Source organism: Lysobacter changpingensis, assembly GCF_017308985.1.
In the GTDB taxonomy this organism is placed as follows: Bacteria; Pseudomonadota; Gammaproteobacteria; order Xanthomonadales; family Xanthomonadaceae; genus Lysobacter_J; species Lysobacter_J changpingensis.
Window position 1 is genome coordinate 970,917 of record NZ_JADWPE010000003.1, and the last position, 15,108, is coordinate 986,024.

Genomic DNA, 15,108 nt, shown 5'->3' on the forward strand with positions numbered 1-15,108 from the left:
GGGGCTCCGCTGCATCGCCCGGGCGGGGGCGGGCGATGGGATCTGGGATCGGATGGGAAAGCAGGACTTTTGCCGGAACGGCTATTTTCGTTCAGCCGCCAAGCCTTACAAGCGCATACTTTCGCGGTCAGACACAAACAGGATTTGAGGCTCACATGGCCCTGCGCGCGGACTGGCTGCCGGCCCTCACGGCGTTCGAATCGGCGGCCCGCCACCAGAACTTCGCCCACGCCGCCGAGGAACTGCACCTCACCGCGAGCGCGGTCAGCCACCACGTCCGCAAGCTCGAGGCGCGGCTGGGCGTGGCGTTGTTCCAGCGCCATGCGCGCGGGGTCTCGTTGACCGTGGAAGGCCGCCAGCTCGCCGACGCCGCCGGCACCGCGCTGGCCGACGTGGACGGCGTGCTGCGCAGCCTGCGCGGCGCGCGCGAGGACGAGGGCCGCGTGCGCATCACCACGCTGCATTCGCTGGCCTACACCTGGCTGCTGCCGCGCCTGCCGGACTTCGCGCACGCGCACCCGGGCGTCCGGCTCAACGTCGATACCGAAATCGCCCTGACCCGTTTCAACGACGGCGGCCCCGACCTGGGCATCCGCCACGGACCCGGCCACTGGCCCGGACTGACGGCGCATTTCCTGATGGACGAATCGCTGTTCCCCGTGGCCTCGCCGGCGTATGCGGCGGCGGCCGGGATCGCGTCCGCGCGCGACGTCGCCGCGCACCCGCTCATTGCCGACCACGCGCGCCAGGGCTGGCACGACTGGTTCCGTGCCGCGCACGTGCACGGCGCGAAGTTCGAGGAGCGCTACACCTTCAGCGACACCACCGACGCGATGAAGGCCGCCGCCGAAGGGCTCGGCATCGCATTGGCGCGGTCGCGCATCGCCGTGCCGTACCTCGAACGCGCCCAGCTGGTCCGCCTGCCCGTGCCGGCGATGCCGGCGCGCTGGGGGTATTACGTGGTGTATCCGGCGCACCGGCGATTGCGGCCGGCGGCGCGGGCGTTCGTGGACTGGCTGCTGGGAAGCCTGCCGCGGTGAGTCGCCCAAGGCCTTTGCAGCCCGGGTAAGCGAAGCGCACCCGGGTGGGCGTATCCGCGTGGATGCGCAGGAGCATCCCGGGTGCGGCTTCGCCGATCCCGAATCCCGGAAAAATTTTTCCGGCCCCGTGTCGATTTCCCCCGCGCTCCTTCGTCGTCTCCACAAGAGCGCGCAATTCCGCGCGCGAACATGGAGAGACGACGATGAAATTCATGGTGATCGTCCATGCCACGCCCGAAAGCGAAGCGGGCGCCCCGCCGAGCGCGGAACTGATCGAACAGATGGGCCGCTACAACGAGGAACTGGCCAAGGCCGGCGTGCTGCTCGATGCGGCCGGGCTGTACGCCAGCGCGAAGGGCGCGCGCGTGCGCTTCGACGGCGACCGCCGCAGCGTGATCGACGGCCCCTTCACCGAATCCAAGGAGCTGGTCGCCGGCTTCTGGCTGTTCCGCACCGCATCGCTGCAGGAAGCGATCGAATGGGTGAAGCGCTGTCCGAATCCGGGCTGCGGTCCCAGCCAGATCGAGATCCGCCAGGTATACGAGGACGGCACCTGCGGCGGCGAACTCCCGGCCGAATCGCACGCACGCAACGAACGCATCCGCGAGCACCTCGAAGCCCGCGCACAGTGAACCCCACCAGGAACCCGGACATGTCGACCCAGATCTTCGTCAACCTTCCCTGCCACGACCTCCCCCGCTCCAAGGCGTTCTTCGAAGCCATCGGCTACCAGAACAACCCGCAGTTCACCGACGACAAGGCCGCCTGCATGGTGGTCAACGACAGCATCCACGTCATGCTGCTGACGCGCGAGTTCTTCGGCACGTTCGTCAGCAAGCCGGTCGCCGACACGCGCGCGGTCGTCGGCGCCATCAACTGCATGTCGCTGGACAGCCGCGAGGCCGTCGATGCGATCCACGACAAAGCGGTGAAGGCCGGCGCTAAATCCGCCGGCGACGCGCAGGACCACGGTTTCATGTACTCGCGCGCGTTCGAGGACCTCGACGGCCACCATTGGGAATTCGTGCACATGAGCGGCATGCCCGACGCCGCCGCCTGATCGTCCACCCGCACAGGAGACATGCCATGCGTTTCATGATGCTGATGATCCCCAGGGGCTACGAGGACGCGAGGCCCGGCACGATGCCGCCCGCCGACCGCGTGGCGGCGATGATGAAATACAACGAATCGCTGCAGAAGGCCGGCGTGCTGCTCGCGCTCGACGGCCTGCACCCGCCGTCGATGGGCGCGCGCGTGAGCTTCGAGGGCCGCCGGCCGCACGTCACCGACGGCCCGTTCGCCGAGGCGAAGGAAGTGCTCGGCGGCTACTGGATGATCCAGGTGAAGTCGCGCGAGGACGCCATCGCATGGGCCTCGCGCTGCCCGGCCTCGGAAAACGAAGTGATCGAAGTGCGCCAGGTGCAGGAATTCGACGACTTCCCCGCCGACGTGCAGGAAGCCGCCGCCGGCTTCGAACAGATGCTGCAATCCCAAAGCAACAAGCCCAACCACTGAGGAAGACCATGTTCAAGATCATCGGACTGATCGTAGTGATCGTCATCGTGGCCGCGCTGCTGTACGCGACCACGCGCCCCGACACCTTCCGCGTCGAGCGCAGCATCGTGGTGAACGCGCCACCGCAACGCGTGTTCGAGCAGTTGAACGACTTCAACCGCTGGCGCGCGTGGTCGCCGTTCGAGACGCTGGATCCGGCGATGAAGCGCGAGATCGCGGGCAATCCGCAGGGCGTCGGCGCGGTGTACTCGTGGGACGGCAATTCCAAGGCGGGCGCGGGGCGCATGGAAATCGTGGAATCGGTGCCCGCCTCGGCGGTGCGCATCCGCCTGGATTTCACCCGCCCGATGGAAGCGCACAACACGGCCGAATTCCTCATCGCCCCCGAAGGCGACGGCGCCAGCCGCGTGACCTGGGCGATGCACGGCCCGCAGCCCTACATCGGCAAGCTGATGTCGCTCGTGTTCAGCATGGACCGGATGCTCGGGAAGGATTTCGAGCGGGGGCTGGTGAGTTTGAAGAGCGTGGCCGAGGGCAAGGGCTGAGCCCGCGATGGGCTGTCGAGCCCCTCTCCCGACGGGAGAGGGGTGGGGCGAGGGGCAACGAAGCGTCAATAGAAACCGCCCGTGCACAGCCGCACTGCCGGTCCCGCGCCATCGCTCCGGTGCTCTTCATCCGCCCTCCGGGCAACCTAGACGACGCCTTTCGCACTTGCACCGTCGTCGCACCGATGCTCTCATCCGTCGCCATGACGGCGACCGACATCCATCGCACCATCGATGCCGTCTGGCGCATCGAATCCGCCCGGCTCATCGCCGCGCTCGCGCGCATGCTGCGCGACGTGGAGCTGGCCGAGGAACTGGCCCAGGACGCGCTGGTCGCGGCGCTGGAGAAATGGCCCGAAAGCGGCGTTCCCGACCAGCCCGGCGCGTGGCTGATGGCCACCGCCAAGCACCGCGCGATCGACCGCCTGCGCCGCAGCAAGCTGCAGCAGCGCAAGCACGAGGAGATCGCGCGCGAGCTGGAGGACGAACAGGCGCACGCCGACGACGCGCACCTGGACGCGCTCGACAATCCGTTCAACGACGACCTGCTGCGCCTGGTGTTCACCGCATGCCATCCCGTGCTGCCGACGCACGCGCAGGTCGCGCTGACGTTGCGACTGCTCGGCGGCCTCACCACGGACGAGATCGCGCGCGCCTTCCTCGTGCCCGAACCGACCATCGCCCAGCGCATCGTGCGCGCCAAGCGCACCCTGGCCGAGAAGCAGGTGCCGTACGAAATGCCGCGCGGCGAGGAGCTGAACGAGCGGCTTTCCTCGGTGCTCGCGGTGATCTACCTGATCTTCAACGAAGGCTACGCGGCCACCGCCGGCGACGACTGGATGCGCCCTGGCCTGTGCGAGGACGCGCAGCGGCTGGGCCGCATGCTCGCCGAACTCATGCCGAACGAGCCGGAAGTGCACGGGCTGGTCGCGTTGATGGAAATCCAGGCGTCGCGCTCGGCCGCGCGCATCGGGCCCGACGGCGACCCGGTGCTGCTGCTCGAACAGAACCGCGCGCGGTGGGACCAGTTGCTGATCCATCGCGGCCTTGGCGCGCTGGAACGCGCGCAGAAACTCGGCTCCGCACGCGGCACCGCGCCCGGCGGGCCGTATGCGCTGCAGGCGGCGATCGCGGCCTGCCATGCACGCGCGGCCACGGCGGAGGACACCGACTGGGCGGCGATCGTCGGCCTGTATGGCGCACTCGCACGCATCACGCCGTCGCCGGTCGTCGAACTCAATCGCGCCGTCGCGCTGTCGATGCTGTTCGGTCCTGAATCGGGCCTGGCGGTGGTCGACGCGCTGACCGGCGAGCCCGCACTGAAGGACTACCACCTGCTGCCGGCGGTGCGCGGCGATCTGCTGAGGAAGCTGGAACGCTGGAGCGAGGCGCGCGACGAGTTCCAACGCGCCGCGCAGATGACCCGCAACGCGCGCGAACAGGCGCTGCTGCACCGGCGCGCCGCCGAATGCGCGGCGGCGGCCGGTGCGGACGATGCGACGGCGGTTACTCGGCCGTCATCGAAACGATCGGCTTGAATCCGCCCCAGAACATGCGGCGGCCATCGAACGGCAGGGACTTGGGATCCATCCCGGCCAGGCGCGGATCCTTCATCACCTGCGCGTTGATCTTGTCGCGCGCCTTGCGCGACTTGTAGACGATCCACGAGAACACCACGACCTCGTCCGGCTTGAGCTTCACCGCCTGCGGGAACGAGGTGGTCTTGCCGGGCTGCACGTCGTCGGCGACGCACTCGTGGTATTCCAGCGCGCCGTATTCGAGCCAGATCTTGCCCGCCATGCGCGCGAGCTTCTTGTAGGCGTCCACGTTGTCGCGCGGGACGGGAAGGACGAATCCATCGACATAGAAGGCCATGCGTTCACTCCTGTGGTGGCGGCGGGAAGCCGCAGGATGGGGAATGGCGTGTTAGCGGAAGGTTTTTCTGCTTCTGCTCCCTCCCCCGGCTCGCAGGGGAGGGTCGGGGAGCGGTACGAAGCCGCGAAGCGGCGAGCCTCACGGCGTGCGCGTGGCTTCGACCTGGATGCGCAGCGAGACCGTCATGTCGAACCCGTAGTCCTTGCCGGCATCGATGCCGAACGCATCGCGCTGGAAATCGCCGTACGCATCGGCGCCGCACAGCTCGCGCTTGTTCAGCGGATGCGGGATGCACTTGAAGCGCCCGATCGTCAGGTCCACCGGCTTCGTCACGCCGTGCAGCGTCAGCTCGCCCTTCACGCGCGTGGGCGCGCCATCGCGGAAATCGGCGAGCGTGCCCTTGTACGTGGCCTGCGGGAACTTCGCCGTATCGAGCAGCGTGTCGTTGCGCGCGTGCTCGTTCATCGCGTCCAGGCCGTAGTCGATGCTCGTGGTGTCGATGACTACATCGACCGTGCCGGTCTGCGCCTGGCGATCGAGGGTGATCTGCCCGCTGCTGCGGTTGAACTTGCCGCGCCACACGGAAATGCCCATGTGGTCGGCTTCGAAGCTGGGGAACGTGTGGGCCGGGTCGATCTCGTACACGGCCGGCGCGGCGGTCGCCACGGCGGCGGTGAGCGACAGCGCGGCGGCGAGCAGCGCGCGCGGGAACGGGGGGCGGCGGGTGGACATCGGGTGGCTCCTCGGGGTCGTCGTGGCCGCGGCGGTCTGGCGGCCTTCTTGGGTTCGACGAATGAGGAATCGGGAAATCGACATGGCCGCCCGAAGCACGGCGGTCGTTGCAGCACGAGGCTGCGGCCTATTTCCCCCGCCCCGCCCTGCGCGCCGCGGCGCGCGCCAGCTCCGCCCATGGGCGCATCGCCTCGGCGGATTCCAGCGCCTCCCCGGGCACGGACCAGTAGCTCATCGTGATCGGCTCCGCCTGCCCCAGGTAGACGTACGGTTCGCTGCCGGCCGCTTCGAAATGCAGGCGCGTCTCGGCATCCACCTTCAGGTAGAACGCGTCTTCCATCACCACGCCGATCAGCTCGCCGTCGAGGTACACGCCATGCCCCCCGAACATCGCACGCGAGGTCACGCTGCCGAGTGGATCGAGCAGGTCGTGGAGGTGGGCGAGCAGTGCGTTGGCCATGGAAGTTGCTAAGAACGAGAAACGAGAAACGAGGAACCGGGAATGAGGAGTGAGAAACAAGCCGTCCCACCCGTTTCCCGCTCCTGTCCACTCGTTGCTAGAACCGATGCCACAGGCGCACGTACCACGAGGCGCCATTGAGGCCGAACTGCACGCTCTCGTAGATGTGGCCGTTGTCGGTTTCATCCGGGTTCTGGCGCGTGGGGAACTTGTCGAACACGTTCGCGCCGCCGACGGTCAGCTTGGTGTTCCCGGCGAAGGCATAGGTGAGGCTGACGTCGGCCGAGGCCTTGCTCGCGTAATGCTGGTTCGGCACGCCGGCGGCGGTGCCGGAGAAGGTGCCCAGCTCCTGCTCGCCGAAGTAGATGCCCTTCACGCTCGCCTCCCACGCGCCGCGCGCGTAATCCACGCCCAGTACCGCCTTGCTGCGCGGCGCGCCGTTCTCGATGAACAGGCGGTCGCGTTCGGGCAGCAGCACGTCCTCGCGGCCCACCAGCGCCGGCGGCGTGTTCACCTGCGTCACCTCGGTCTTGCTGTAGTTCGCGCCCAGGTACGTGCTCCACTTCGCGTCGGCCCAGTCGAAGTCGTAGTTGACCGTGAGGTCGGCGCCCTCGGTGCGCGTGTCCACCGCGTTGAAGAAGAAGCGCGCCAGGCCCACGTCCATCGCTTCCAGGATCGGCCCGATCGACGGGTCGCTGGTGTCGAAATCGCCGCTGAGCACGACGCGGTCGTCGATGTCGATGCGGTACAGGTCCAGCGTCATCGACACGTTGTCGCGCGGCGTCCAGGTCAGGCCGAGCGTCGCGCTCTGCGAGGTCTCCTCGGTGAGGTTCGGCACGCCCGCAAGCCGCGCGAGTTCGCTGTCGTTGGAGGCGATCACCACGTCCACCGGCTCGCCGCTGATGAAATCGGTGATGGTCGAGGAGAAGTACTTCTGCTGCAGCGACGGCGCGCGGAAGCCGGTGCTCACCGAACCGCGCAGCATCACCGTGTCGGTCGCGCGCAGGGCGGCGGCGATCTTGCCGTCGAGCGTGCTGCCGAAGTCGCTGAAGTCCTCGTAGCGCACCGCGTAGCCCATCATGAAGCGGTCGGTGTAGTTCACTTCCACGTCGACGTAACCGGCAGTGCTGTCGCGCGACTTGTCGGTGACGTCCCCCGGCTGGAAGCCCGGGAAACCCTGGCTGCCCGGATTGCCGCCCTCGCCCGCGCCGTCGTAATCGAGGTACGAACCTTCCTCGCCTTCGCGGATGCGGTAGCGTTCCTCGCGCTGTTCCAGGCCGAAGGCGATGTTGACGCCGGCCAGCAGGCCGTCGAAGTAACGCGACACGTCGAAGTTGCTGGTGTTCTGCTGGAACGAGAAACCGCCGGCGTCGAAGCTCGCCGGGCTGATGCCGGCGCCGCCGTTGAGCAGGTCGAGGTTCGCGAGCGACGCGTTCAACGTGTTGTTGATCGTGTAGCGCAGCTCGTTGTAGCCGTAGGTGTGCGACAGATCCCAATGCCACTGCGCGATGTCGCCGCGCGCGCCGATGATGCCGTAGCGGTCTTCCAGCTCGCCGTCGATGAAGGGCACGAAGCCGTCGGGATACATCGCCGCCGAGTTGCGCGAGGGAATGTCCTCCGAACCGATGCCCTCGCGCGCGAACGCGGCCGAGGACGCATCGCGCGACTGCATGCCGGCGGTGAAGTACACCTCGGCGGGCGCATCCCCGAGCGGCGAATCGCCGTTGAGGTAGACCGTGCGATTGGTCACTTCCGAGTCGCCGATGATGCGCGGGCTGCCCTTGGGCACGGAGCGGTCGGAACGGCCGCGGTCCTGCCATTCGCCGGTGACGGTGAACATGCCACCGGTGGCGAGTTCCGCGCCGCAGTACGCGCTGGCGAGCCAGTTCTCGCCGTCGCCCCGGGTGTATTCGCCGTAGCCGGCGACGGCTTCGCATCCCTTGTCGCGCTTGAGCGAGATGTTCATGACGCCGGCGATGGCGTCCGAACCGTACTGCGCGGCGGCGCCATCGCGAAGGACTTCGACGGAATCGACCGCCATCAGCGGGATCGAGTTGAGGTCGGTGCCGGTGTTGCCGCGATTGCGCGCGCCGTAGATGTTCACCAGCGACACGGTATGGCGGCGCTTGCCGTTCACCAGCACCAGGGTCTGGTCGGAGCCCAGGCCACGCAGCGCGGCGCCGTCGATCAGGTCCGCGCCGTCGGCGCCGGTCTGGCGGGTGGAGGTGAACGAGGGCGAGGCGTACTGCAGCGTCTGCGCGAGGTCGAACTGCGCGCCTTCCTCGACCGCCTGGTCCATCGGCAACACGTCCACGGGCGACATGGATGCCGTGTCGGACGAGCGCTGCACGCGGCGAGAGCCGAGGACGGAGACGGTTTCGAGGGTCGTCGCGCGGCCGGTTTCCTCGGCGCGCGCTTCGGCGGCGGTTTCGGGCTCGCCGGTGACCGGCGGAGCCTGCTGGGCCAGCGCGGCGCTGCTGCCGAGCAGCCCGCCTCCCAGCCAGAGTGCGGTGGTCACTGCGCGGAACAGACGGCTGCGGTGCTGGCTCATGGGCACTCCCGGCGTTGGCGTGCCCTGAGCCTATAACGAAATGTTAAGAATTTGCCAATTTTGTTTTGTCGGTTTGCGGAGCGCGGTGTCCGGACAAGCACCCGGATGCGCGATCGGGCCCCGGGTGCGCGTCGCTTACCCGGGCTGCAAGGGCAACCGCGCGTCGTGACATCCGCCCCATGACACCGGCGACAATGGCCGGCCCTCCGCCGCCATCGCCACACCCGCATGACCCCGACCCGCAAGGCGCAACTGCAAATCCATTTCTGCGTGCTGCTGTGGGGGTTCACCGCGATCCTGGGCAAGCTCATCACCCTGCCCGCGCTGCCGCTGGTGTGGTGGCGGATGTTGCTGGTGGTCGCCGCGCTCGCGCTGGTGCCGCGCGTGTGGCGCGGACTGCGCGCGATGTCGCCGCGCACGATGCTCGCCTACGCCGGCATCGGCGCACTCGTCGCGCTGCACTGGCTCACCTTCTACGGCGCGATCAAGCTGTCGAACGCCTCCGTCGGCGCGACCTGCATGGCGCTGGGCACCGTGTTCGTGGCGATGATCGAACCTTGGCTGACGCGCACTCGGTTCTCCAAGCGCGAACTCGCGCTGGGCCTGATGGTGTTGCCGGGCGTGGTACTGGTGGTCGGCGGCGTGCCGGCGGGCATGCGCGCGGGCATCGCGGTGGGTGCGGTGTCGGCGTTGCTGGTGGCGGTGTTCGGTTCGCTCAACAAGCGCATGGTCGAACATGGCGACCCGCTCACCGTCACCGCGCTGGAACTCGGCGCCGGCGTGCTCATGCTGACCCTGCTCGCGCCGCTGATGCCACTGTTGTTCCCGGCCTTCGCCGGCCCGCTGCTGGTGACGCCCAGCGCGCACGACGTCGCGCTGCTGCTCGGCCTCGCATTGGCGTGCACGCTGCTCCCGTTCAGCCTGTCGCTGGTGGCGCTGCGCCACATGAGCGCGTTCGCGCAGCAGCTCGCGGTGAACCTGGAACCGGTCTACGCCATCGTCCTGGCCGCGCTGCTGCTGGGCGAACAGCGCGAGCTGACGACGCTGTTCTACGTGGGCGTGGCGATCATCCTCGCCGCCGTGTTCATCCATCCGCTGCTGGGCCGGCCGCACCCGGTCGATCCGGAGGTGCTGGGGACGGCAGAGGCGAAGGGCTAGGAACGAGTGAAACAGGAACGAAAAACGAGTGAAGGCGCCGGCCGCAACTCGTTTCTCGTTCCTCGCCGCCCGTTTCTCGCTTACCCTGCCCGGAACTCCGCAGTCGCCCGCCGCCCATGTACCTCGAGCACTACGGCCTGACCGAGCCGCCGTTCTCGATCACGCCGGACCCGCGCTTCGTGTTCCTCAGCGAACGCCACCGCGATGCGCTGGCGCACCTGCTGTTCGGCATCACGCAGGGCGGCGGCGGCGGGTTCGTGCAACTCACCGGCGAGGTCGGAACCGGCAAGACCACGCTGTGCCGGTTGCTGCTGGAACAGGTGCCGGAGAACGCGCGCGTCGCGCTGGTGCTCAATCCCCGCGTCACGCCGGTGGAACTGCTCGAATCGATCTGCGAGGAACTGCACATCGACCTGGACGGCCGGCGCGGCAGCACGAAGGCGCTGGTCGATGCGCTCAACGTCTACCTGCTCGATGCCTACGCGCAGGGGCTGCGCGTGGTGCTGGTGATCGACGAGGCGCAGAACCTGTCGGTCGAGGCGCTCGAACAGGTGCGCCTGCTCACCAACCTGGAAACCCCGACGCAGAAGCTGCTGCAGATCGTGCTGCTCGCGCAGCCGGAACTGCGCCGCATGCTCGCGCGCGAGGACCTGCGCCAACTCGCGCAGCGCATCACCGCGCGCTTCCACCTCACGCCGCTGGATGCGTCGGAAACCGGCGATTACCTGCGCCACCGTTATCGCGTCGCCGGTGGCACGCGGTTTCCGTTCGACGGCTCGGCGCTGAAGCGCATCCACGCGCATTCCGGCGGCGTGCCGCGCCTGATCAACGTGATCGCCGAACGCAGCCTGCTCGCCGGTTACGCGCACGACGTGGCGATGCTGGATGCGCGCTGGGTCGATCGCGCGGCGGCCGAAGTGCTGCCGGCATCGAAGCCGCGCATGCGCTGGACGTGGATGTTCGCGCTGCCGGCGGGGGCGGTCCTGGCCGCGGCGGCGTTCGCCTTCGCCGGCGGATGGTGGACGCGCGCGCCGGTCCGCGCCGACGCCGTCGCGAAACCCACGCCCGCGCCCGCCAGGCCGGTCAGGGTCGCGGCGATGGCGCCTGCGGACACCACCATGCGCCTGGACGCCGAAACCTTCGCCGCCGCGCTGCGAGACGCGCCCCTGCGGCAGGGCGCGACGGGCGTGATGGTGGAGTGGATCGCACGCCGCCTGCGGCCCGCGTACCTGCCGGCCTCGACCGCGCCGGCGGTGTTCGACACGACGATGCAGGACGCGGTGCGGCGTTTCCAGCACGACGCCGGCCTGGTCGCCGATGGCGTGGTCGGCCCCGCCACGCTGATGGCGCTGGCGGCGCGGGACGACGCGCCGCAGCGGCTGGGCTCGCTCGACACCACGTCTGCGCAGGGAGTGAAGTGACGCGATGTCGTTGATCCTCGATGCCCTGCGCAAATCCGAAGCCGAACGCCGCCGCGGCGAAGTCCCCGACCTGCGCGCGGAACTCCCGCCGCCGGGCCGGCCGCCAGGTGGACCGCGCGGTCGCGGGCCGTTCTGGTTCGCCGGGATCGCGGCGCTTGTCGTGGTGATCGCGGTGGCGTGGTGGTTGTGGGACCGCCCCGCGTCCGCGCCCGAAAGCGCGCCCGCGGTGACGCAGGACGAAGCGCCCGCGCCGACGGCGATGACGGACGTAGCGCCGCCGGAAGTCGCCACCCTGCCGCCAACGAACGCGCCCGCGCCGGCGCCGCTTCCCAGACGCCCGGTGCCGGGCGCTCCGCCGGAACCGGTGCAGCCCGTCGAAGGCGACGTGTATGCCGGCGCGTCCGACATCGCGACGGTCCGCCCGACGCCGCCGCAGACCACCGCACCGGCCACACCCTCCGCGCCGGAACCGGTCGCACCCACGGGGACCGTGGATCGCTACGAGCAGGCCATCGCGAATGCGACGCCGGCCTCGGAACCGGCGCGCGCGCCCGCAGCCGTGCCGGCACCGGTCGAGCCGATGCCCATGCCGCCGCCCGCCACCGGTGCGCCGGTCGGTCTGTCGGACCTGTCGCCCGGCGAACGCGAGCAGTTGCCGGCGCTGAAGATCAGCATGCACATGTTCGGCCCGACGCCGGCGCAGCGCTTCGCGATCATCGACGGGGCGCGCGTGGGAGTGGGCGATCGTGTCGGCGAAGCGGTGGTGGAGGAGATCGCGCCCGATGGCGTGGTCCTCAACTGGCACGGCCGCCGCCTGTCCCTGCCCCTGCGCTGACGGTTGCGCCGGGCGCGGCGGCAGCGGACCATCCGCCTGTCCGACCAACCCGGGGTACCGCCATGAACAGCAGCACCCAGCAAGACATCGGCAAGCTGATCCTCCGCATCGCGCTCGGCGTACTGGTTTTCCTGCATGGGCTGAGCAAGCTCGAAGGCGGTCTCGACGGCATCTTCAAGCTGGTCGAAACGCAGGGCTTCCCCGCGTTCTTCGCCTACGGCGTGATCATCGGCGAGGTGATCGCACCGCTGCTGGTCATCACCGGTTTCTTCTCGCGCATCGGCGGCATCCTGATCGTCATCAACATGCTGTTCGCGCTGTACCTGGTGCACCTGGGCGACATCGGCCACCTCAACGAACAGGGCGGCTGGGCGATCGAACTGCAGGTGATGTTCCTGGCGACCGCGGCGGCGATCGCGCTGCTGGGACCGGGAAGGTGGGCGTTCAACCAGCGGTGATCGCACCGCATAGTCGGCCGAAAAACACCGGGCTCTTGTAGCCCGGGTAAGCGAAGCGCACCCGGGTCGGGGGAAGCCGCGAGCTCCCGGGTGCGCTTCGCTTACCCGGGCTACAAAAGCTGGATGACGGCGGCGGTTCGCCTTACATCCGCCCCACCCGGAACTTCCTTCCCTTGATCTTCCCCTCGCGCAGGCGCGTCAACGCCTGCGCCGCCTGCGCGCGTGCGACCGCGACGTACGAACGCGTCGGGAATACATCGATCTTGCCGACCGCATCGGCCTTCAAGCCGGCGTCGCCGGTCAGCGCGCCGAGGATGTCGCCGGGGCGCAGCTTGTCGGTGCGGCCGGCGTCGATGCGCAGCGTCACCATCGCCGCGGGAGGAACGTTCGACGGCTTGCCCGACAGCGGCGTCGCCTTGTACCAGGCGAGCGGCGCGCCCTGTCGTTCCTCGATGGCGGACACGCGTCCCTGCTCGCGCGGCCCCACCAGGGTCAGTGCGAGGCCGTCGCGGCCGGCGCGACCGGTACGGCCGATGCGATGCACGTAGGTGTCCGCGTCGCTGGGGACGTCGAAGTTCACCACCATCGCCAGCTCCTTCACGTCGAGCCCGCGCGCGGCGACGTCGCTGGCGACGAGCACGTTGCAACTGCGGTTCGCGAAACGCACCAGCACCTCGTCGCGATCGCGCTGCTCCATGTCGCCATGCAGCGCCAGCGCGGTGAAGCCGTAGTGCGAGAGCGAGCCGGCCACCTCGTCCACGTCGCGGCGCATGTTGCAGAAGACCACGCACGATTCGGGCTTCTCCTGCAGCAGGAGCGCGGCCAGCAGCTGCGTCTTGCGCGAAGGGTCCACTTCGTAAAACCGCTGCTCGATCGCGGCGTGACGTTCGCCGCCTTCCACGGTGACTTCCGCCGGATCGCGCAGCATCGCGCGGCTGATTTCGCGCACGGAATCGGGGAAGGTCGCCGAGAACAGCAGGCCCTGGCGCGAGGCGGGCGTGGCGCGCACGATCTCGCGGATCGGCTCCTCGAAGCCCATGTCGAGCATGCGGTCGGCTTCGTCGAACACCAGCGTGCGCAGCGCGGACAGGTCCAGCGCGCGCTTGCGCAGCAGCTCCTGCAACCGGCCCGGCGTGCCGACCACGATCTGCGGCGCGTGCTGCGCCAGCGAATCCAGCTGCGGCTGCAGCGGCATGCCGCCGCACAGGATCGACAGCTTCAGGTTGGGGATCGCGAAGGCGAGCTTGCGCAGCTGGCGGCCGACCTGGTCGGCGAGTTCGCGCGTCGGGCACAGCACCAGCGCCTGGGTGGCGTTCGCGGCCGGATCGAGCCGGTGCAGCAGCCCCAGGCCGAACGCGGCGGTCTTGCCGCTGCCGGTGGGCGCCTGCGCGATGAGGTCGCGGCCGTCGAGGATCGCCGGCAGCGCATGCGCCTGCACCGGCGTCATCCGCGCGTAGCCCAGCGCCTGCACGCCCTGCAGCAGCGCGGGCGTCAGCGGGAGGCGGTCGAACGCGGCGTCGGGGGCCGCGGAATGGGGAGACTCGGTCATGCCGCCATGATCGCAGCTGCCGGCGTGAATGCGCCACGCCGCGGCGATGACTATGCTCGCGGCATCGGCCAGAAGGCTCTCCGGGGCGCGCCATGGACACGACCGCCGTCGCCAACGACCCGCAGTTCGCGCACATCCGCATCGTGCTGGGCATCGTGCTGGGCCTGGCGCTCACCACGCTGCTCAAGGGCATGGCGAAGTTCGTGCAGCATCCCGGGCGCGAACGCATCTACGGCGTGCACCTGGCATGGGCGCTGTCGATGTTCATCCTGCTGGTGCACTTCTGGTGGTGGGAATTCGGCCTGGTGCGCGTGCACCCGTGGAGCTTCACCTCGTACGCGTTCCTGATCCTCTACGTGGTCGTGCTGTTCCTGCTGTGCACGCTGCTGTTTCCCGACGACCTGGCCGACTACAGCGGCTGGCGCGATTACTTCCAGTCCCGGCGCAGCTGGTTCTTCGGGATCATGGCCGCGCTGTACGTGATCGACTTCATCGACACGCTGATCAAGGGCAAGCCGTATTACGAGCACTTCGGCATCGAATACCCGATCCGCAACGGGTTGCTCGTGGTGCTGTGCCTGGTCGCGATGAAGGTGTCGAACGAATGGTTCCACCGGGCGTTCGTGGCGTTCGCGATCGTCTACGAGCTGTCGTGGATCTACCGGCTGTACGATTACCTGCCATGACCACCGACACCGCCGCGCCCTGGTTCGTCTACCTGCTGGAATGCCGCGACGGCAGTCTGTACACCGGCATCACCACCGACGTCGCGCGCCGCTACGCGCAGCACGTGGCCGGCAAGGGCGCGCGATACACGCGATCGCGTCCGCCGGTGCGGTTGCTGGGGCAGTTCCCGCATCCGGACCGCGCATCGGCCAGCCGCGCCGAACACGCGATCAAGCAGCTTCGGCCCGAGCAGAAGCGCGCGCTGTGCGCGGGCGGATGAGCGGCGTATCCTGAGCGCCCTCG

The 15,108-nt window shown here is 68.9% G+C and carries 17 protein-coding genes; 12 read left to right on the forward strand and 5 right to left on the reverse strand.

What is annotated here, in order from left to right; genetic code table 11:
- Window positions 1-155 precede the first annotated feature (155 nt).
- The 6 genes from I4U41_RS11375 (at window position 156) to I4U41_RS11400 (ending at window position 4,638) form a co-directional block, all read left to right on the forward strand.
- Window positions 156-1,040: a LysR substrate-binding domain-containing protein gene (locus I4U41_RS11375; protein ID WP_206861222.1), complete on the forward strand. Its 885-nt coding sequence runs from the start codon at window positions 156-158 to the stop codon at window positions 1,038-1,040.
- A 203-nt stretch (window positions 1,041-1,243) separates the two neighbouring features.
- Entirely contained in the window at window positions 1,244-1,672 is a 429-nt protein-coding gene (locus I4U41_RS11380) for a YciI family protein (RefSeq protein WP_206861223.1), read from the forward strand.
- Between the two features lie 20 nt (window positions 1,673-1,692).
- The gene (locus I4U41_RS11385) at window positions 1,693-2,100 is read left to right on the forward strand and encodes a VOC family protein (protein WP_206861224.1); all 408 of its coding nucleotides are present in this window, start codon (window positions 1,693-1,695) and stop codon (window positions 2,098-2,100) included.
- A gap of 26 nt (window positions 2,101-2,126) precedes the next feature.
- On the forward strand, window positions 2,127-2,555 hold the full coding sequence (locus I4U41_RS11390) for a YciI family protein (RefSeq protein ID WP_206861225.1): 429 nt from the start codon (window positions 2,127-2,129) through the stop codon (window positions 2,553-2,555).
- Between the two features lie 8 nt (window positions 2,556-2,563).
- Window positions 2,564-3,100, forward strand: coding sequence for an SRPBCC family protein (locus I4U41_RS11395; protein ID WP_206861226.1), 537 nt, complete (start codon window positions 2,564-2,566; stop codon window positions 3,098-3,100).
- 203 nt (window positions 3,101-3,303) lie between these two features.
- On the forward strand, window positions 3,304-4,638 hold the full coding sequence (locus tag I4U41_RS11400) for an RNA polymerase sigma factor (RefSeq protein WP_206861635.1): 1,335 nt from the start codon (window positions 3,304-3,306) through the stop codon (window positions 4,636-4,638).
- Here the strand turns inward: I4U41_RS11400 and I4U41_RS11405 are convergent.
- From I4U41_RS11405 to I4U41_RS11420, 4 genes are all read right to left on the reverse strand, one after another.
- Complete coding sequence (locus tag I4U41_RS11405; protein ID WP_206861227.1) at window positions 4,607-4,975, reverse strand: DUF1428 domain-containing protein; 369 nt, start codon at window positions 4,973-4,975, stop codon at window positions 4,607-4,609. The two genes, I4U41_RS11400 and I4U41_RS11405, sit on opposite strands and share 32 nt — an antisense overlap.
- Before the next feature lie 138 nt (window positions 4,976-5,113).
- Window positions 5,114-5,707, reverse strand: a complete 594-nt coding sequence (locus tag I4U41_RS11410; protein ID WP_206861228.1) for a YceI family protein — start codon at window positions 5,705-5,707, stop codon at window positions 5,114-5,116.
- A gap of 127 nt (window positions 5,708-5,834) precedes the next feature.
- Complete coding sequence (locus tag I4U41_RS11415) at window positions 5,835-6,167, reverse strand: TfoX/Sxy family protein (RefSeq protein WP_206861229.1); 333 nt, start codon at window positions 6,165-6,167, stop codon at window positions 5,835-5,837.
- Between the two features lie 97 nt (window positions 6,168-6,264).
- Window positions 6,265-8,718: a TonB-dependent receptor plug domain-containing protein gene (locus I4U41_RS11420; RefSeq protein ID WP_206861230.1), complete on the reverse strand. Its 2,454-nt coding sequence runs from the start codon at window positions 8,716-8,718 to the stop codon at window positions 6,265-6,267.
- A 228-nt stretch (window positions 8,719-8,946) separates the two neighbouring features.
- Here I4U41_RS11420 and I4U41_RS11425 point away from each other — a divergent pair, with 228 nt between their 5' ends.
- The 4 genes from I4U41_RS11425 to I4U41_RS11440 all read left to right on the forward strand — a co-directional run bounded on the left by I4U41_RS11425 (window position 8,947) and on the right by I4U41_RS11440 (window position 12,590).
- On the forward strand, window positions 8,947-9,876 hold the full coding sequence (locus I4U41_RS11425) for a DMT family transporter (RefSeq protein ID WP_206861231.1): 930 nt from the start codon (window positions 8,947-8,949) through the stop codon (window positions 9,874-9,876).
- Between the two features lie 116 nt (window positions 9,877-9,992).
- The gene (locus I4U41_RS11430; RefSeq protein WP_206861232.1) at window positions 9,993-11,297 is read left to right on the forward strand and encodes an ExeA family protein; all 1,305 of its coding nucleotides are present in this window, start codon (window positions 9,993-9,995) and stop codon (window positions 11,295-11,297) included.
- A 4-nt stretch (window positions 11,298-11,301) separates the two neighbouring features.
- Entirely contained in the window at window positions 11,302-12,132 is an 831-nt protein-coding gene (locus tag I4U41_RS11435) for a general secretion pathway protein GspB (protein ID WP_206861233.1), read from the forward strand.
- 62 nt (window positions 12,133-12,194) lie between these two features.
- Window positions 12,195-12,590 (forward strand): DoxX family protein, encoded by a 396-nt coding sequence (locus I4U41_RS11440; RefSeq protein WP_206861234.1) that lies wholly within the window; start codon window positions 12,195-12,197, stop codon window positions 12,588-12,590.
- A 142-nt stretch (window positions 12,591-12,732) separates the two neighbouring features.
- Here the strand turns inward: I4U41_RS11440 and dbpA are convergent, their stop codons facing one another.
- Entirely contained in the window at window positions 12,733-14,139 is a 1,407-nt protein-coding gene (dbpA, locus tag I4U41_RS11445) for an ATP-dependent RNA helicase DbpA (RefSeq protein ID WP_206861235.1), read from the reverse strand.
- Between the two features lie 92 nt (window positions 14,140-14,231).
- Here dbpA and I4U41_RS11450 point away from each other — a divergent pair, with 92 nt between their 5' ends.
- Together I4U41_RS11450 and I4U41_RS11455 are read left to right on the forward strand one after the other, a co-directional pair.
- The gene (locus tag I4U41_RS11450; protein WP_206861236.1) at window positions 14,232-14,825 is read left to right on the forward strand and encodes a hypothetical protein; all 594 of its coding nucleotides are present in this window, start codon (window positions 14,232-14,234) and stop codon (window positions 14,823-14,825) included.
- Window positions 14,822-15,085, forward strand: a complete 264-nt coding sequence (locus I4U41_RS11455) for a GIY-YIG nuclease family protein (RefSeq protein ID WP_206861237.1) — start codon at window positions 14,822-14,824, stop codon at window positions 15,083-15,085. The genes I4U41_RS11450 and I4U41_RS11455 overlap by 4 nt, the downstream gene beginning before the upstream one ends.
- Window positions 15,086-15,108 lie beyond the last annotated feature (23 nt).

What these genes read in the sequence shown, in the direction of transcription:
- I4U41_RS11375 (WP_206861222.1), top strand. Translation starts at nt 156, where the DNA reads ATGGCCCTGCGCGCGGACTGGCTGCCGGCCCTCACGGCGTTCGAATCG.
- I4U41_RS11380 (WP_206861223.1), top strand. Translation starts at nt 1,244, where the DNA reads ATGAAATTCATGGTGATCGTCCATGCCACGCCCGAAAGCGAAGCGGGC.
- I4U41_RS11385 (WP_206861224.1), top strand. Translation starts at nt 1,693, where the DNA reads ATGTCGACCCAGATCTTCGTCAACCTTCCCTGCCACGACCTCCCCCGC.
- I4U41_RS11390 (WP_206861225.1), top strand. Translation starts at nt 2,127, where the DNA reads ATGCGTTTCATGATGCTGATGATCCCCAGGGGCTACGAGGACGCGAGG.
- I4U41_RS11395 (WP_206861226.1), top strand. Translation starts at nt 2,564, where the DNA reads ATGTTCAAGATCATCGGACTGATCGTAGTGATCGTCATCGTGGCCGCG.
- I4U41_RS11400 (WP_206861635.1), top strand. Translation starts at nt 3,304, where the DNA reads ATGACGGCGACCGACATCCATCGCACCATCGATGCCGTCTGGCGCATC.
- I4U41_RS11405 (WP_206861227.1), bottom strand. Translation starts at nt 4,975, where the DNA reads ATGGCCTTCTATGTCGATGGATTCGTCCTTCCCGTCCCGCGCGACAAC.
- I4U41_RS11410 (WP_206861228.1), bottom strand. Translation starts at nt 5,707, where the DNA reads ATGTCCACCCGCCGCCCCCCGTTCCCGCGCGCGCTGCTCGCCGCCGCG.
- I4U41_RS11415 (WP_206861229.1), bottom strand. Translation starts at nt 6,167, where the DNA reads ATGGCCAACGCACTGCTCGCCCACCTCCACGACCTGCTCGATCCACTC.
- I4U41_RS11420 (WP_206861230.1), bottom strand. Translation starts at nt 8,718, where the DNA reads ATGAGCCAGCACCGCAGCCGTCTGTTCCGCGCAGTGACCACCGCACTC.
- I4U41_RS11425 (WP_206861231.1), top strand. Translation starts at nt 8,947, where the DNA reads ATGACCCCGACCCGCAAGGCGCAACTGCAAATCCATTTCTGCGTGCTG.
- I4U41_RS11430 (WP_206861232.1), top strand. Translation starts at nt 9,993, where the DNA reads ATGTACCTCGAGCACTACGGCCTGACCGAGCCGCCGTTCTCGATCACG.
- I4U41_RS11435 (WP_206861233.1), top strand. Translation starts at nt 11,302, where the DNA reads ATGTCGTTGATCCTCGATGCCCTGCGCAAATCCGAAGCCGAACGCCGC.
- I4U41_RS11440 (WP_206861234.1), top strand. Translation starts at nt 12,195, where the DNA reads ATGAACAGCAGCACCCAGCAAGACATCGGCAAGCTGATCCTCCGCATC.
- dbpA (WP_206861235.1), bottom strand. Translation starts at nt 14,139, where the DNA reads ATGACCGAGTCTCCCCATTCCGCGGCCCCCGACGCCGCGTTCGACCGC.
- I4U41_RS11450 (WP_206861236.1), top strand. Translation starts at nt 14,232, where the DNA reads ATGGACACGACCGCCGTCGCCAACGACCCGCAGTTCGCGCACATCCGC.
- I4U41_RS11455 (WP_206861237.1), top strand. Translation starts at nt 14,822, where the DNA reads ATGACCACCGACACCGCCGCGCCCTGGTTCGTCTACCTGCTGGAATGC.